This is a genomic window from Streptomyces sp. NPDC017936 (genome assembly GCF_044328485.1).
Lineage (GTDB): Bacteria > Actinomycetota > Actinomycetes > Streptomycetales > Streptomycetaceae > Streptomyces.
In genome coordinates, this window is record NZ_JBIRHK010000017.1 from 134,825 (window position 1) to 150,190 (window position 15,366).

18 protein-coding genes and 1 pseudogene are annotated in these 15,366 nt (G+C 71.1%); 6 read left to right on the plus strand and 13 right to left on the minus strand.

Annotated features, from left to right (window positions below; translation table 11 throughout):
• Positions 1–318 precede the first annotated feature (318 nt).
• Positions 319–2,166 carry a glycoside hydrolase family 15 protein gene (locus ACH4F6_RS30755; protein ID WP_397963627.1) on the plus strand — a complete coding sequence of 616 codons (1,848 nt, stop codon included), beginning with the start codon at positions 319–321 and terminating at the stop codon, positions 2,164–2,166.
• Between the two features lie 45 nt (positions 2,167–2,211).
• On the opposite strand, the gene ACH4F6_RS30760 is transcribed toward ACH4F6_RS30755, so the two are convergent.
• The 9 genes from ACH4F6_RS30760 to ACH4F6_RS30800 all read right to left on the minus strand — a co-directional run bounded on the left by ACH4F6_RS30760 (position 2,212) and on the right by ACH4F6_RS30800 (position 8,516).
• Positions 2,212–3,645: an MFS transporter gene (locus tag ACH4F6_RS30760; protein WP_397963628.1), complete on the minus strand. Its 1,434-nt coding sequence runs from the start codon at positions 3,643–3,645 to the stop codon at positions 2,212–2,214.
• Between the two features lie 453 nt (positions 3,646–4,098).
• Complete coding sequence (locus tag ACH4F6_RS30765; RefSeq protein ID WP_397963629.1) at positions 4,099–4,524, minus strand: hypothetical protein; 426 nt, start codon at positions 4,522–4,524, stop codon at positions 4,099–4,101.
• Positions 4,525–5,081: 557 nt separating this feature from the next.
• The gene (locus tag ACH4F6_RS30770; protein WP_397963630.1) at positions 5,082–5,378 is read right to left on the minus strand and encodes a hypothetical protein; all 297 of its coding nucleotides are present in this window, start codon (positions 5,376–5,378) and stop codon (positions 5,082–5,084) included.
• A 35-nt stretch (positions 5,379–5,413) separates the two neighbouring features.
• Positions 5,414–5,581: a hypothetical protein gene (locus ACH4F6_RS30775; RefSeq protein WP_397963631.1), complete on the minus strand. Its 168-nt coding sequence runs from the start codon at positions 5,579–5,581 to the stop codon at positions 5,414–5,416.
• Positions 5,582–5,808: 227 nt separating this feature from the next.
• Positions 5,809–6,351 (minus strand): Na+/H+ antiporter NhaA, encoded by a 543-nt coding sequence (locus tag ACH4F6_RS30780; RefSeq protein ID WP_397963632.1) that lies wholly within the window; start codon positions 6,349–6,351, stop codon positions 5,809–5,811.
• 8 nt (positions 6,352–6,359) lie between these two features.
• A complete protein-coding gene (locus ACH4F6_RS30785) occupies positions 6,360–6,866 on the minus strand; it encodes a nucleotidyltransferase family protein (RefSeq protein WP_397963633.1) in 507 nt (168 codons plus the stop codon).
• 222 nt (positions 6,867–7,088) lie between these two features.
• Positions 7,089–7,526, minus strand: a complete 438-nt coding sequence (locus ACH4F6_RS30790; protein ID WP_397963634.1) for a hypothetical protein — start codon at positions 7,524–7,526, stop codon at positions 7,089–7,091.
• 29 nt (positions 7,527–7,555) lie between these two features.
• Positions 7,556–8,008: an SHOCT domain-containing protein gene (locus ACH4F6_RS30795; protein WP_397963635.1), complete on the minus strand. Its 453-nt coding sequence runs from the start codon at positions 8,006–8,008 to the stop codon at positions 7,556–7,558.
• A gap of 202 nt (positions 8,009–8,210) precedes the next feature.
• Positions 8,211–8,516 (minus strand): three-helix bundle dimerization domain-containing protein, encoded by a 306-nt coding sequence (locus ACH4F6_RS30800; protein WP_397963636.1) that lies wholly within the window; start codon positions 8,514–8,516, stop codon positions 8,211–8,213.
• Between the two features lie 338 nt (positions 8,517–8,854).
• Between ACH4F6_RS30800 and ACH4F6_RS30805 the strand changes: the two genes are divergently transcribed.
• Positions 8,855–9,211: a carboxymuconolactone decarboxylase gene (locus ACH4F6_RS30805; RefSeq protein ID WP_397963637.1), complete on the plus strand. Its 357-nt coding sequence runs from the start codon at positions 8,855–8,857 to the stop codon at positions 9,209–9,211.
• Between the two features lie 333 nt (positions 9,212–9,544).
• On the opposite strand, the pseudogene ACH4F6_RS30810 reads toward ACH4F6_RS30805, so the two are convergent.
• Together ACH4F6_RS30810 and ACH4F6_RS30815 are read right to left on the minus strand one after the other, a co-directional pair.
• Positions 9,545–9,943, minus strand: a pseudogene (locus ACH4F6_RS30810) (transposase); the annotation flags it as partial.
• A gap of 77 nt (positions 9,944–10,020) precedes the next feature.
• Positions 10,021–10,644 carry a TetR/AcrR family transcriptional regulator C-terminal domain-containing protein gene (locus ACH4F6_RS30815; RefSeq protein ID WP_397963638.1) on the minus strand — a complete coding sequence of 208 codons (624 nt, stop codon included), beginning with the start codon at positions 10,642–10,644 and terminating at the stop codon, positions 10,021–10,023.
• Between the two features lie 68 nt (positions 10,645–10,712).
• Between ACH4F6_RS30815 and ACH4F6_RS30820 the strand changes: the two genes are divergently transcribed.
• Positions 10,713–12,182, plus strand: a complete 1,470-nt coding sequence (locus ACH4F6_RS30820; protein WP_397963639.1) for an FAD-dependent monooxygenase — start codon at positions 10,713–10,715, stop codon at positions 12,180–12,182.
• A 511-nt stretch (positions 12,183–12,693) separates the two neighbouring features.
• Here the strand turns inward: ACH4F6_RS30820 and ACH4F6_RS30825 are convergent.
• Together ACH4F6_RS30825 and ACH4F6_RS30830 are read right to left on the minus strand one after the other, a co-directional pair.
• On the minus strand, positions 12,694–12,846 hold the full coding sequence (locus ACH4F6_RS30825; RefSeq protein ID WP_397963640.1) for a hypothetical protein: 153 nt from the start codon (positions 12,844–12,846) through the stop codon (positions 12,694–12,696).
• A gap of 272 nt (positions 12,847–13,118) precedes the next feature.
• Complete coding sequence (locus ACH4F6_RS30830) at positions 13,119–14,027, minus strand: alpha/beta hydrolase family protein (protein WP_397963641.1); 909 nt, start codon at positions 14,025–14,027, stop codon at positions 13,119–13,121.
• 100 nt (positions 14,028–14,127) lie between these two features.
• Here ACH4F6_RS30830 and ACH4F6_RS30835 point away from each other — a divergent pair, with 100 nt between their 5' ends.
• From ACH4F6_RS30835 to ACH4F6_RS30845, 3 genes are all read left to right on the plus strand, one after another.
• Positions 14,128–14,697 (plus strand): TetR/AcrR family transcriptional regulator, encoded by a 570-nt coding sequence (locus ACH4F6_RS30835; protein WP_397963642.1) that lies wholly within the window; start codon positions 14,128–14,130, stop codon positions 14,695–14,697.
• Between the two features lie 67 nt (positions 14,698–14,764).
• Positions 14,765–15,247 carry a hypothetical protein gene (locus ACH4F6_RS30840; RefSeq protein ID WP_397963643.1) on the plus strand — a complete coding sequence of 161 codons (483 nt, stop codon included), beginning with the start codon at positions 14,765–14,767 and terminating at the stop codon, positions 15,245–15,247.
• Positions 15,235–15,366, plus strand: coding sequence for a hypothetical protein (locus tag ACH4F6_RS30845; RefSeq protein ID WP_397963644.1), 132 nt, complete (start codon positions 15,235–15,237; stop codon positions 15,364–15,366). Before ACH4F6_RS30840 ends, ACH4F6_RS30845 begins: the two co-directional genes overlap by 13 nt.

Consider the following 15,366-nt stretch of genomic DNA (forward strand, 5'->3'; position numbering starts at 1 on the left):
CACGACCGAGCGCTGCTTCGACCGGCTCAAAGGCCTCCTCGGCATCACCACCCGACACGAGAAGACCACCACCTCCCACGAAGCGGCGGTCCCCCTCGCGCCATTCCTTCTCTGGGCAAGATCCGTCTGAAGACGGACCCCAGAAGTGGCTGGGGGCGCCCGGCGTGGCGATGATAAGGAGACCGGTCGGCGCTTGGTCGGGGCGCAGGCGCTGTCGGCCACGTGTGGGATGCCACCACTGGCGGAACCGCGCCGGTGCCGCGCTGATGCGGGGGGCTCCGTGCCTCTCTCGCCGCCGCAGAGGGCCGAGGAGGCACTGTGAACGAGTACCCCCCGATCGCGGACCACGGCATGGTCGGCGACCTGCAGACGGCGGCGCTGATCGCCGACGACGGCACCGTCGACTGGTGGTGCGCGCCCAGGTTCGACTCCCCCAGCGTGTTCGCCTCGCTGCTCGACAGCGACCGTGGAGGTTTTTGCCGTCTGGCCGCCGATGTCGGCGGCGCCGCCACCGTCCGCCAGCTCTACCTTCCCGACACTGCCGTCCTCATCACCCGTTTCATGGCCCCGAGCGGGGTCGGCGAAGTAGCCGACTTCATGCCGCCCGACACCTCGCCGACGGCCTCCGTCCGGCACCGGCTGATGAGGGTCGCACGGGTGGTGCGTGGGAGCATGCCGTTCGAGCTGATCTGCCGGCCCCGCTTCGACTACGGCCGGGCCGCACACGCACTGACCCGTCTCGACGACGGGTCAGTCCTGTTCCGCGGTCCCGGCACAGATCTGCACCTGCAGGCCACCGCCCAGGTCGCCCTGCATCCGGACGGCACGGACGTGTCCGCCCGCTTCACACTGCACGCCGGGGAGCGCGCCGCCGTGGTGCTCACCACTGAGTCCGGCGAGCCGGGCACACTGAGCGGGTGCCCCGGAGGCAGACCCCCCGCCGTCGACACGGTCAACACCGAGCTCGAGGCGTGCACCGCGTTCTGGTTGGACTGGCTGCGCGCCTCCCGCTACCGCGGCCGCTGGCACGAGATGGTCACCCGCTCCGCCATCACCCTCAAACTCCTCACCTACGCCCCTACGGGCGCCCCGATCGCCGCCGCCACCATGGGCCTGCCTGAACAGATCGGCGGAGAGCGCAACTGGGACTACCGCTACACCTGGGTCCGCGACGCTTCCCTGTCGGTGCGGTCCCTGATCGATCTCGGCTTCACCGCGGAGGCGAACGCCTTCCGCCGGTGGCTGCGCGAGCGTATCGACGCAGGCGGCACCGCCTCCGGAGAACCGCTGCAGATCATGTACCGCGTCGACGGTGAACCGCACCTGACCGAGGAGGTGCTGGACCACCTGGAGGGCTACCGCCGCTCCGCCCCGGTACGAGCCGGAAACGCCGCCGCCGACCAGATCCAGCTCGACATCTACGGCGAGGCCGCTTACGCCCTCGCCCAGGCGGAGGACATCGGTGCCGTCCGCGGCTGGCATGCCTTCGCCAACGTCATCGACTGGCTCACCGACCACTGGGACCGCCCCGACGAAGGCATCTGGGAGACGCGCGGCGGCCGCCAGAACTTCACCTACAGCCGGCTGATGACCTGGGTCGCCTTCGACCGCGCCGCCAAACTCGCCACCGCTCACTCCCGTCCCGGCGACCTGACCCGCTGGCTCGACGCCCGCGACGCGGTCCTGCGGCAGATCGTCGACCACGGCTGGAATGAAGAACGACAGGCGTTCGTCCAGCACTACGACACCGACGTCCTCGACGCCTCCCTGCTCCTGATGCCCAAGGTGGGCTTCCTCACCCCCACCGACCCCGACTGGTTGACCACCCTCGACGCCATGGACAGCGAACTCGTCAGCGACAGCCTCGTCTACCGCTACGACCCAGGCGCCTCCCCGGACGGCCTGCGCGGCTCGGAGGGCACGTTCAACCTGTGCAGCTTCCTGTACGTCGAGGCGCTCGCCCGTGCCGGACGCCTCAACCAGGCCCGCTATGCCTTCTCCAAGATGCTCACCTACGCCAACCACGTCGGCCTGTTCGCCGAAGAGATCGGCCCCTCCGGCGAGCAGCTCGGGAACTTTCCCCAGGCCTTCACTCACCTGGCCCTGATCGACGCGGCCCTCGCCCTGGACGAGGAGCTCGACCGCGCCGAGGGCCGGACCGGTTGACCTCATGAACCGTCGGCTGGCAGCCGACGCACGTGCGGTGCAAGGTCACTGCTGCGGCGCCCCTGGCGGAATCGTTGTCGCGGCTCCGGCAGCCGGGGGCCGGCTGGCGTGCGGTAGCAGGGCCGCGGCGGTCAGCCCGCCCAGACCGACGGCCGCGAGCGCCGCCATGGCCGCCGCGTACGCGCCCTTGCTGAGACCCGCCACCAGGATCGTGCCCGCGACGGCCGTGCCGAGTGAGGAGCCGAGGTTGGAGACGCTGCGGGACAGGCCGGAGATCTCGCCCTGCTGCGTCTCGGGGAAGCACGACTGGACCACGTTCACCGAGGGGGTGAGCATCACCCCCAGGCCCAGCCCGATCAGCAGCAGGCCGGGGGCGAACGCCCAGGCACCGGGCTTCCAGGCGACCAGGGCCAACAGCACGGCGATGCCCGCGATGGTCACGACGAAGCCCGCCATGACGAGGGTGCGCTGAGCTCGGCGCCGGGCCAGCTTCTCGGCGGCCAGTGAAGAAGCGAGGATGCCGAGGGTCGCGGCGGTGAAGATGACGCCCGTCTCGATCGCGTCGTAGCCGCGGACGACCTGCAGGTAGGCGGCGACGGTGAACGAGACGCCCATCAGCATCAGCCACTGTGTGTTCTGGGTGACCAGGCCGAGGTTGGAGGTGCGGTTGCGGAACAGGTCCGTCGACAGCAGCGCCTCCCGGCCGGCGTGCTCCCGGCCGCGCACCCAGGCGAAAAATCCGACCAGCACCAACGCACCGGCCAGCAGCAGGCCCAGCGCCAGCCAGCCGTTGTTGTCGACGGCCAGGATGCCCGTCACCAGCAGCACCAGGCCAGCCGCCGACAACACGGCCCCGACCGTGTCGAAAGGCCGGGCGGGATCGGGCGGCAGCGGATCGGCGATTCCGCGACTGAGCACCACGATCACCACGATCACCAGTGCCTGGAACGCGAACGCGGCCCGCCAGCTGATCGCACTCGTGATCAGCCCGCCGATCAGCGGACCGGCGGCCGCCCCGATCCCGCCCATCGCCATGATCGCGCCGAACGCACGCGCCCTGGACGCCGTGTCGGTGAACAACAGCGTGGTCAGGATGTAGACCGGCGGGATCAGCAACGCCGTACCCACACCCTCCAGAATCGAGTTCCCGAGGATCAGCACGCCCAGTCCCGGCGCGGCCGCACTGAGCACCGCCCCCACCCCGTAGACCACGAGGCCCGCCAGCAGACAGCGCTTGCGCCCCCACTTGTCGGTCAGCTTCCCACCCGGGATCATCAGCGCGGCCATCACCAGCAGGAAGATCGTGATCGCGACCTGGACACCCTGCACAGTGGTATCCAGGTCCTCGCTGATGTCGTTGATCATCACGTTCATGTTGGAGCCGGCGAAGCTGCAGATGAACTGCGCCAACGCCAGTGGGGCGAGCACCCGCCGTGCCCTCGCCGCACCCCCCTCGACTCCCACCGCCGTCCCCGCCATGCGTCACCTGCTCATTCGCCACATTCGATGTCCAGAGGAACTGCGGCTTCGTCCGCGAGCAACCTGGCTCTGACAAAACCAAACCGCCGCCACGACCGTCGCACGGCCAACCGCCGTGGGGTCGCAGGCGCGCAGCAGTAGCCATCTTCAATGAACCAACATTCTCTGAAGATCGCCCGGCGGAGCGCCGGGAGGCCCCCAAGGGCTTCGAGACCCCCTTCAAAACCCGGGGGGTATCCAACAACTCCGGACCACCGCTTTCTGACATGATCCGTGCCCATGAGCGCCCTTGAACCGGCCGGCCGGCCGGACCTCCTCGCCGCCGAGCCAATCGTCCGCACCGAAATCAAGAGCTGCCGCTCGGGCCCGGCAGGGTTCCCGCTGGGAGGGGCCTGACCTCCGGCCGCGCTGCCCTCCTGCCGAGGCCGTCCGCGACTGGCCGGACGGCGCCCCCTACGAGGGCGGGACGCCGGTCACACGCGGAACATGCCGGGCTACGGCTCCCGTGCCACCGGCGATGACTCCAGGGGCCTGCCCACATCGCTGTGCGGCTTCACCCGGTCGGAGGAGGAAGACCATCCCGTGAGCGGCTTGCCGGACTGCCTCGAATGCCTCCGCGAAGTCCGGCTCGGTGCCGAACGGCCCCGCGGCAATCGGTGAACAGCGACGCCGGACGTCGAGGTCGTCGGCCATCAGCCCGAAGACCGCCTGACGGCAAAGGGCGATGGCGATGACCAACTGCCCGCAGCCGTGGAGCTGCGGGCGGCGGACGGGTTTCCGATGGGTGGGAAGCACCCGATCGCGGGTCATCGCCGCCACATCCGAGGCGGCGATGGGCAACGCCGGCAGAACGACTGGTGTGCCGAGGTAAAGCCTCATGTCCCCTCCCCGCGGGCTGGACCCGCGCCGAACACGCGCGTGATCACGACGTCCCCTGTGGTGTGCGTCCGTGTGCTTCCTCGCGGGTGGCGATGACCGGGGCGAGCACCGACGGGTGCGGGGCGACGAAGCCGCCGAGCTGTCAACGTCAACATGATCATCCAGTGGCCGGGCACGCCGGGAGCGGGCGACCTGGCCACCGCCGCACGGACAAGCGCGCGGAAGGGAGCCCTCGGGCCCGCGGCGACGAGGAAGCCGAGCAGCCACGCGGCACCGATCAGGACATACCACCGACGAGGGAGCACAAGTTCACCCCTGCACGTGCCTCGAACGGGACCGCTTGGCAGTGGGCCCTGACGGTCCACGGTGAGTTGCCCGGCGTCGACGCGGCCGGTCACCGATCTCCCCCATGCCGATCAGGAACGCCGAGGAGGCGACGCGTGCCGTGAGGGAAGAGGTCTGGCCGACGGCCTGGTCAAGGAGCCACAGGGTCAGGTCCGGCAGCAGCCGCCAGGCAGTGAGGGACCATGCGTGCCGCGGCAGGCGTGTACGGCCGGTCATGGGGTGGCCCGGGTCTGCCGGGTGGCGACGATCACTACGGCGCATCCCGTGAGGGTCGCCACCATCGACAGGCCGGTGGCGGCCAGGATGGTCAAGGGCGAGGCGTCGGCCAGGCGGGGAGTGGTGTCGAGCGGCGCACCAGCGGAGAAGGCGAGAAACGCCAGACCGCGCGGACGCATCGGAGCCAGGCGGGGGCGCAACCGCTGAGGTAGGCGGCCGGTGAGCAGGGCGATGCCCGCGGGCAGCAGGGCGACGGAGAAGACGGCGAGGCCGATCCACTGCCGGATCATCATCGGTACCGGGGTTTCGGTCGAAGGCGTGAGGGGGGTCAGTTCCGGCGGGTCACGGCGAGTACGACCACGCCGGCGGTGAGCGCGGCCAGGCCGAGCACGAGGACGGGGAAGCCAGGACCGGGCAGGACGTACAGCGCAGCCCCGGCCAGGGACAACAGCGCCCCTGCGGCGGTCAGGGCGGTGCCTGTCTGTCGTGCGGTCATGTTGCTCCTCGCCCGTAGGCGGTCGGCAGGCTCATGGGCGGGGCCTGCGGTGGTGGACCAGGTGAGCGGTGAGTGTCCCGACGAGCAGAGACCGGGCCGCCGCGGCCGGCCCGGCCTGGGACCGGCCGAGCCGGACGACGGCCGCGCCCGCGACGGCTCCGCCGGCCAGTGCGGTGCCGTCGGTGGAAAAGGCCCCCCGCCGGCGCGTGCTGCCGGGTCGGCGCACCTCACTGATGGCCGTCCTTACGGTCAGAGCGGCGGCGATGACGACGGGGGCCGGCCAGGAGGCGACGGCGGTCATCGGCCGGGCGCCCGGTCGGGATGCTCTGCTCCGGTCGGCTTGAGACCACTGCGCTGGTAGATGCCGGGGATGCCGTCGGCGCCGGCAGATCCGGTCGCGTCGGCGCAGCAGCAGCGCGGCCAGGAGGGCTGAGGTCGGGGAGCCGGTCGGGGACCGCGGCCTTGACGTATTCGCTCAGCTCGCCGGCAGGCGACGTGAGTTCGCCGATGAGCAGGGCGACGGTGAACCCGATCCCGGCGAGTGCGGCCAGGCCGAAGGCGTCCGCCCGGGCCAGGTCCGGGTTGAGCTGGGCGCGGGTGTACCGGGCTGCGGGGCAGGTGCCGCCGCGACCGAGGGGCAGCGCGACATCGGAACACCGCGTTTCACCAGTACGCCGACAGCGTGGAGCCTGCCGAACGCCGGGTCCGGACACGCGCGCCCCTGACCCCCGTGCGCCCGTGGACGGCGTTCCGTACGATGCCGTGCCCATCGAGCACCTCACGCCTTCACCCGTTCAGAAGACGCTGGGGCTGCGACGACCGTCCGATGGGGCGCTGGCGAAGGCCAACTGCCCGAGGCCGTCGTCCAGCCGGCCTGCACTGTCGCCGCGCACCGCAGGGGCACGCGAGCATCGGCGCCCCGGCGCCGTCGCCCTGGCTCTTCCCCAGCGGCCAGCCCGGACGGCCCATCAGCACCACACGGCTGACGCAGCCATCGAACAACCTCGGCACCCGCCCCAACCAGGCCCGCAGCACCACTCTCTTCCAGTTCACCACCGAGATCAGCCGACGGGCAAAGCCGACCTGACGCTCCCGGACGGCCCCCCAGAACCATAAGTTCAGGCCACAGTTCACACCACCGCGCCGCCTTGCTCTCATGGACCGACCGCGGCGCGCGCACCGGGTGCGGACGAATCACGAGGTTGGATACGTCCGACAGGCCGTGCGGCGCGTACACGCACCGCCGGCCGTCCGCTCCCGCCCAAGAGGCAGGCACGCAGGGCATGAGGTCAGAACACGTCGTGGCTGGGGCGGTCGGCTCCACGGCTTCAGGCGGTCGCTTTGGCACGAGCCTCGAAGATCATGGCCCCACCGTCGTGCTTTACCGGGCAGGTCCACAGACTGTTGGACGCGCCGGAAGCTCACGGGGCCATGATCACTCGTGCCGGAGCAGCTCCCGCTCCAAGCCGCTCCACCGATCTCGTGGTCGTCTGCCGCAGCAAGCCTTTCAGGTGCCGCGCGATGTGCCACGGCGCGGGACGGCGCCTTCGGGCCGGGCCACGCACAGGGCCCAGATGACGACCCCGGAGAAGGCCATCATCAGAGTGGACCACAGGGGGGCGTACGGCAGGGACAGGAAGTTGGCGATGATGATCAGGCCGGCGATGACGATGCCGGAGATCCGGGCCCACATCGCCGACTGGAACAGTCCTATGCTCACCACCACGGCAACGGCACCCAGGATGAGGGTGACCCAGCCCCAGCCGGTCAGGTCGAACCGGAAGATGTAGTCGTTGGTCGCTATGAACACGTTGTCCTTGGCGATTCCCATGATGCCGCGGAAGATGTCGATCACTCCTGCGATCATCAGCATGACGGCACCGAAGAGCATCAGCCCGCCGGCCCACTGCTGCTTGCGCGCGTGCGTGGTGCGTGTCGTGGTCATCTCTCAGCCCCGCTCGCTTCGTCCGCTGCTCAGCGTGCGTTGGGCGCCATGACCGAGATGGCGCCGTTCGCGGGGCGGGGGCCGGAGAGGACCAGTGCCTTCGCCCGCTGGAACTCCTCCTGCGTGATGTCGCCGCGGTTGCGCAACTCGGCGAGCCTGGCGAGCTCGTCGGTGCTGCTGGGCCGGTCACCGGCCGCCGTCTCACGAACGTAGGAGTCGAACATCCGGCGCTGGGCCCGAGCGTGTTCGATGTCACGGCGGCCCATGTCCTTGCCTCGTGCGATGAGGTAGACGAAGACGCCGAGGAACGGCAGCACGACCACGAACACCAGCCAGCCGGTCTTCCCCCAGCCGCTCAGCGAGTCGTCCCGGAAGATATCAACGACGATCTTGAAGAGCAGGAAGAACCACATGATCCAGAGGAAGAACCAGAGCATGGTCCAGAAGACGCTCAGCAGGGGGTAGTCGTACGCGAGGAACATCTGCGCATTCCCTTCGTCTCCCGCCCGGGCCCTCACCCAGGTGGTGTTCTGAGCCCAGACTGCGCCCCAAGCAGGCCGGCGGCATCACACCGCCCGGGTGATTTCACGGCCGGGCCCCAAGGGCCTGGCCAGGCGAGCGCCACCGCCGAAAGCGTGGAGGGCGGCTGTCCGCGAAGCGTCGCTGGTGGAGTACTCACGTCCCTCAGGCGTGGATGCTGCCCGCCTCCTGGCGATGGGGGGTGGAGCCGGGTGCCTGGCGCGCATCCCCGCGATCACCTGCCTCGACTTCAGCTGCTGACTCGAGGATGGACCGGGCACGGCGTTCGGCGGGCACGGGCACGGAATCACGGATTCGGCTGTCCTTGAAGTGCTCCGCAGCAGCAGATACGGCCGCGTCCACCCGCTGGGAAGGCCGTCGACCTCGATGGGCGGCCTTGCGTGCTTCGACGACTCGCCTGACGGCTTCTTCGGTCGACCCCGGCGACACCGCGTCCTCCCGTGCTGCCATGGTGCGTCCGAAATTCCCGCGAGCCACCAGCAACCAGGACTGCTCTGCCGGCCGGAGGCCCTGCCCGCTCCCGTCGGCGGCACAGCGGGCCCACCGACACGGCACCGGAACAGCGAACCCGCTGTGCCGGACGCCACCGTGTGACACTCCTGTTCCGGCACAGAGTGCGTCACTGCGGTCAGTGCAAGATCACCACGCCGGGTCCGACCGCCCACCTCGACGCGCGCCGTGCCCTGAGGGTGCCTACGCTTGAGTCGCAACCGCCGGGCAGGGGGAGGAGCTTGCTTCGTCGAGCGGGTGGCGGTTCAACTCCTACGGCACGAGAAGGCGGCCCCACCATGGCTACTGCATCTGAGACTCCGGTACTCGACACGATCGCCGCCATGACGATCGACTCCATCGAGCACTGCCACATGGACGAGCGGTCGCTCATCCTCGCCCGCGTTGCCGCGCTAGTGGCCATGGATGCACCGGCGATCTCCTACCTGGCCCACATCAACCCCGCGGTCAAGGCCGACTTCACGGTCGAGCAGCTGCAGGACCTTCTCGTCGCGATCGCCCCCGTCGTGGGGACGGCGCGTGTCATGTCAGCCTCAGGCCACATCGCCCAGGCGTTCGGCGTCGCACTCGCACTGGCCGACAGCGAGGCCGAGGCCATAGCGCGGGCCGAGGCCGACAGCCGTAACGCCTCCTGAGACAACCGTGTGCCGCTCGCTGCACAGCGGCGCAGTACAGCAATCACCCCAGCCGCAGCCGACTCCCAGCAGGGTCGTGTCGTCCTCGTAGGTCCGGGAATGGCCGGTCTGCCCCTCCGGGAACGGTCACCGAGGGCGCGACCTCGTACGGCACCGTCGAGACCGGTGTGAGGACCCCCAGCGGCCCGGCCAAGCCGTTCGTCAACGGCAAGGCCTTCTGAGCGAACCGCACGACGGCGGTCCCCGGCCCGACCCCGCGGCCGGGGACCGCCCCCTCCCACGAGGAAGCCGCGCCGGAACGTGCGGGAGCCACGGGGAACGGCGGGCACCTGCCTACCGGCCCTGACAAAGTCTCTGGACGTGTCGGTGCGTGATCAGGCGGACGGCGAGGCCGAGGAAGGCCTCGTGGATGTCGTCGCGTCGCTCCCGGCGGATGCGGAGCCGGCGGAAGCCGTGCAGCCAGGAGATCGTCCGCTCGACGACCCAGCGGAAGGCGCCCAGGCCGGTGCCGTGGGGCTGCCCGCGTTCGGCGATCACCGGGCGTATGCCCCGCTCGCGAAGGAGCCGGCGATATTCGTCGTGGTCGTGGCCGCGGTCGGCGAAGAGCACGTCCGGGCGGCGTCGGGGGCGGCCGGCCACCCCGGCGACCGCCGGGATCTCGGCCAACGGGGGCAGCGGCTGGGTGACGTCGTGGCGATTTCCGCCGGTGAGCGTAACGGCGAGCGGGGTCCCTCGATTTGAGGGACGTGGCTGGTGAGCCGCGTTCTCACCTGGTTCGGGGCAGCATGCCGGACAGCTCGGGCAGGCTGTCATGCGCGGATGCGGGAGAGGATCGCGTCCAGGCCGAAGGTGAAGCGCTCCTCGAAGTTCTGCCGGAGGTGGGGCAGGACCCGTTGCAGCGCCGGGTGCGTTTCGGGGTCGACGGCCCGGGCGAGCCTCTCGTCGCCCTCCTCGGGGGCGGCCTGTTCCTCCTGGGTCAGGCCGAGGAGGAAGTAGGCGACCGTCCAGGCCGTCCATGCCGCCTGCCGCTCGTCGGCCCCGGCGCGCAGGAGCGCGTCGACGAGGTGGTCGGCGAAGCGCAGGGTGTGCGGTTCGGCCGGGTAGGTGCCGGTGACCAGGGCGGCGCCGTCACGGTGGGCGAGCAGGGTGCGCCGGTAGCGGGCGGCGAGTTCGCGGGCGCGTTCCAGGGGGGCGTCGGGCAGGTCGTCGTAGCGGATGCCGCCGAGCACGGCGTCGGCCATGAGTTCCAGCATCCGGGCCTTGGTCTTCACGTGCCACAGCACGGTGTTCATCCGCACGCCGAGGCGGTCGGCGACCGCCCGGGTGGACAGGCCGTCCAGTCCGCGCTCGTCCAGTACGTGGAGGGCGGCGTCGATCACGGCGGCGCGGGTGAGCTGGCCCGTGGCGTCTTCCCCGATTTGCTTCTTGGTCACTGACCTAGTTTACTGCACCGCGGGCAGTTGGTCACCGACCAAGAGTTGCGTCGAGGAAGTGAAAGATCATGAACTACCAGGTTGTCGTCGCAGGTGCCGGGCCCGTGGGCCTGTGGCTCGCCGGTGAACTGCGCCGGGCGGGTGTCACCGTCGCCGTCATCGAGCCGCGCGTCGAACGCGACCCCCGCTCCCGCGCCCTGACCGTGCACCCCCGCACCATCGAGACCTTCGCCTCCCGCGGGGTGCACCAGCCCTTCGTCAGCGAGGGCATACCGCTGCCCGGCGGCCACTTCGCCGTCCTCGACTCCCGACTCGACTTCCGCCGCCTGCCCAGCCCCTTCCCCTACACCCTCGCCCTGCCCCAAGAACGCACCGAGGCGCTGCTGGAAGCACAGGCCACCGGCCTGGGCGCGGACATCCTGCGCGGACACGAGGTCACCGGCTTCACCGAGCACCCCGACCACATCACTGTGCACACCACCGGACCGCACGGTTCCGCCGCCCTCCGGGCGGCCTACCTGGTCGGCTGCGACGGCGCCCGCAGCACCGTGCGCACCGCGGCCGGCATCGACTACCCCGGCACCCCGTCCACCGTGCTGGGCTGGCTCGGCGACGTGGTCCTGGACCACCCGCCCGCCCCCGGCTACAGCCGCTTCGGCCCCGCCGGCACCCTCATGGCCGTTCCCCTGTCCGACGGCATCCACCGCCTGGTCGGCGTCACCCCCCGCGACCTGACCACCACCTGGCCCGGCGACCTCACCCTGGACGAACTGCGCGAGAACGTCATCGCCGTGGCGGGCACCGACTTCGGCCTGCGCGACCCGGTCTGGCTCTCCCGCTACGGCAACGCCACCCGCCTGGCCGACCGGTACCGCAAGGGCCGCGTCTTCCTCGCCGGCGACGCCGCCCACCAGCACTTCCCCGCCGGCGGCGTCGGCATGAACGTCGGCATCCAGGACGCCGCCAACCTCGCCTGGAAGCTCGCCGCCACCCTCAACGGCTGGGCGCCCGACGGCCTGTTGGACACCTACCACGCCGAACGCCACCCCGTCGGCGCCGACCTCACCACCACCAGCCGCGCCCAGGTCGCCCTGATGACCGCCTTCACCCCCGAGGGCCTCGACCTGCGCGGCCTGCTCGCCCGACTGATCACCACCCTGCCCGACCTCAACGACCACCTGGCGGCCCAGGTCAGCTCCCTCACCGTCACCTACCCGCCCACCACCCCCGACGCCCACCCGCTGACCGGCACCCGCGCCCCCGACCTCACCTTCGGTGACACCGGTCTGTTCGCGTTGCTGCGCGTCGACCGCCACCTCCTGCTGGACCTCACCGGCAGCGGCCGCCTCACCGGGTACGCGCGCCCCGGACTGCACGTCCACAGCGCCACCCCGTACCGGCCCCCGGCCGACTTCACCGACGTGCGCGCCGTCCTTGTCCGCCCCGACGGCCACATCGCCTGGGCGAGTGCCGAGCACGACGGCACCGCCCTTGCCGACAGCCTCACCGCGGCCCTCGCCACCACGCACCGGAAGTGAGCCGCCGGTGATCGTCCAGCACGAACTGACCCACGACGGGCTGCGCGGGCCGCCGAGGCCAAGGGCGACAAGGGCGGGCGCCGCCCGGCGCGCACGGCCGCGAAGGCCGCCGCCGCGCGCGCCGGACACCTGGGCGGCCGGTCGAGCGCCGTCCGGTCCGCGACCACCGCGTCAGCCGGGGCGCCATCCATACCGTCGTCGCAGACCTCCTGCCCGAGCACGTCGCCGCCGACGGGAGCGCCCCAGCCCCGGAACCGCCCGTCACCCTCGACGTGCCCGGCAAGGTCGCGGACTTCCTTCGCGCCACCGAACCGGACGACGCCGAGCGGGCCTCGCTCGACAACGGCCGGGCCGTGCGACGCGGCACGGGCCACACCCTCCGCGTCACCGCCGTGCCGGCGATCCACCGTCGACTCCTCGACCGCTGTCCGGTTCTCGACGGCGCCGGGGCGATCCCGGCCCAGCGCGAAGCCCGCCGCAAGTACCAGTTCCGCAGGGACCGTTCCACCGCCTACGCCGAGGCCGGACGCCTCGGCGCCAGGACGCGGTGCACGACGAGTGGATCACCCGGGTCCAGGCCGACGACCTGCCCGCCCTGCACACCTTCGTCACCGGACCGGGCCAGGACCTCGACGCCGTCGTCGCCGGCCTCACCCTCCGCCACAGCTCCGGAGCCGTCGAGGGCCAGAACAACAAGATCAAGATGCTGAGACGGCAGGTGTTCGACCGGGCCGACGTCGGCTTCCTGCGCAAACAGGTCCTTCTCAGCGCGCGAAGCCGTGCGCGATCACGGTCACCCTCCATGGCTCCGGCACTGAAAGTGATCCAGGCCCACTTCTCGGCCGTCGCCGACACGCCGCCCCCTCGCCGGTCGGACCGGGGCGTCCTTCTGCTCGACCGTTCGGCGCCGGGCATCCCCCGGCTGTCGGGCTGGGCTCACTTGCTGGTGATGCTCCACGTACCGTCGCCGTCCTCGGCGGTGCCGGCGAGGACGGTCCACTCGGCGTCGTCTAGGCCGAGTGCCGCACGGAGGTAGGCGGAGATCGCGTCGGCGAGAAGGGCGACGCGGGCCGGGTCCTCGTCGGTGGTCTCGGCGACCGCTTCGCCGGCGATGCCGCCCATGGTGTGCTCGGCCTCGGCGATGGTGAGGAGGCTCTTGGGGGCCGGGCTGAGGTGGTAGGCGTCGGTGAACCACTCCGGCCCCCGGGTGGACAGCTGCGACTGGTCCTTGCCGCCCGCGACGATCAGGGCCGGAGTGCCCATGGTGGAGAAGTCCGGCTTCATGAACGGGAGGTTCTCGGCGGCGAACGGGGTGAGGGTGTCGCCGGTCCCGGTCGCGGCGATCAGCGCGCCGGCCGACACCGAGGAGTGGGAGAAGTCCTCGCCGGGAACGCCGTCGGCGTCGAGTACGCGGGCGCCGAGGAGGGCGCCCGCGGTCTGGGCACCCCAGGAGTGGCCGACCACGGCGACGCGCTCACGGTCGACGCGGGTCTCCAGGCCGGCCTGGGCCAGGATGTCGCCGAGGTGGTCGAGGATCGCGTGGAGGTCGGCTATCCGCACGCGCCAGATGGTGGCGAAGCGCGGGTCGTCCCAGCCGATCGCGTTGCGGCGGGAGTCCAGGTGGGTGGGCTGCACCACGACGAATCCGGCGGCGGCCCACCGGTCGACGAGGGGCTCGTACCCGTCCAGGGACCACGCGTTGCCGTGGGAGAAGACGATCACGGGCAGGTTCTGGTCCGACCGGGGGGCGGTGACCTTCACCTGCAGATCGAGGCCGCGGCCAGGTGCGGGAACGTGGATGGGCTTGACCGAGACGATCTGCCGGCCGAGGGCGCGGGAAGACATGGGAGACCTGTGCTTTCTCTGCGGTGGCTCTGCCATACTTTGGCGGAACGACGTTCCGCCAATTTAGCGGAACAATGTTCCGCGAGCAAGGGAGTCATCCGTGTCGGAGTCGGTCGGGGTACGCCAAGCACAGGCGCAGCGCACCCGCAACGGCGTACTGGAGGCTGCTGCGGCGGTCTTCGTCGAGCAGGGCGTCCAAGCGCCTGTCCGTGACGTCGCCGAACGAGCCGGCGTCGGTGTCGGCACGGTCTACCGGAACTTCCCGACCCGCGCGGACCTCGTCACCGCCGTGTATCGGCACCAGATCGACGCCTGCGCCGCTCTCGCGCCCCGGCTCCTCGAGGAGTCCGCCTCGCCGTTCACCGCGCTGTCCCGGTGGACGGACGCGTTCGTGGACTTCCTCGTGACCAAGCACGGTCTCGGCGCGGCGCTGGGGTCCGGAGATCCGGGGCTGGAGAACCTCCACGCCCTCATGCTCGACACCCTGGTCCCGGCCTGCGCGACGCTGCTGGACGCCTGCGCCGCCGACGACGAACTTCGCCCCGGTATCACCGCCTACACGCTCATGCGCGCCATCGGAAACCTCTGCATCACCGGCCCCGACTACGATCAGGCCGACGCCAAACGCATGGTCTCCCTCCTCCTCACCGGATGTCGCAACACGGCATGACAACAGGCCCGGCGCCCGTGCCGCCCGAGCCCGCCACGCCGGTCTCCGTCCACTGCGAAGCCGCAGCGTGGACGTGGACCACGGCTGGATCCACTGCCCCGAGCCGGTCCTGGTTCTGCTGCGCCACGCCGAACAGCCTTGCGTGGCCGGCTGGCCGGCACGGCAGCGGGGCTGCTGCCGCGCGGCCAACAGCCGCATCCTCATCAAGCTCGATCAGCGCGAATTGATCACACGCGGGCCCCACCGGGCGGACCGCCGTGCCGCACCCGTCCGCGTGGCCCCTGCCGGTGCCGCGTTCCTGGACGAGGTGTTGCCCCGGCAGCTGTCGCTCGAGGCCGGACTTCCCTCGCAGTGGCAGGGTGAGAAGCGGGAAGTCGTTGTCCAAGCCCTGGACGCCCCCGCGGTGCCGGGCCCCCTGCTGGACGAGATCCCGGCGGTCGCGGGGTGGTCGGCCGGCCACGACGCCGACCGGACGTGCTCTTCGCCGACCGCGGCTACGACCACGACAAGTACCGTCGACTCCTTCACGAGCGAGGCATGCGCCCAGTGATCGCCGAACGCGGTCAGCCCCGCGGCACCGGCCTGGGCACCTTCCGCCGGTTCACCGAGTGGACCGAGGCCAGAGCGTGGTCCAAGCCGCGCCGCCTGGTCCCGGTGCGGGACCGGTGA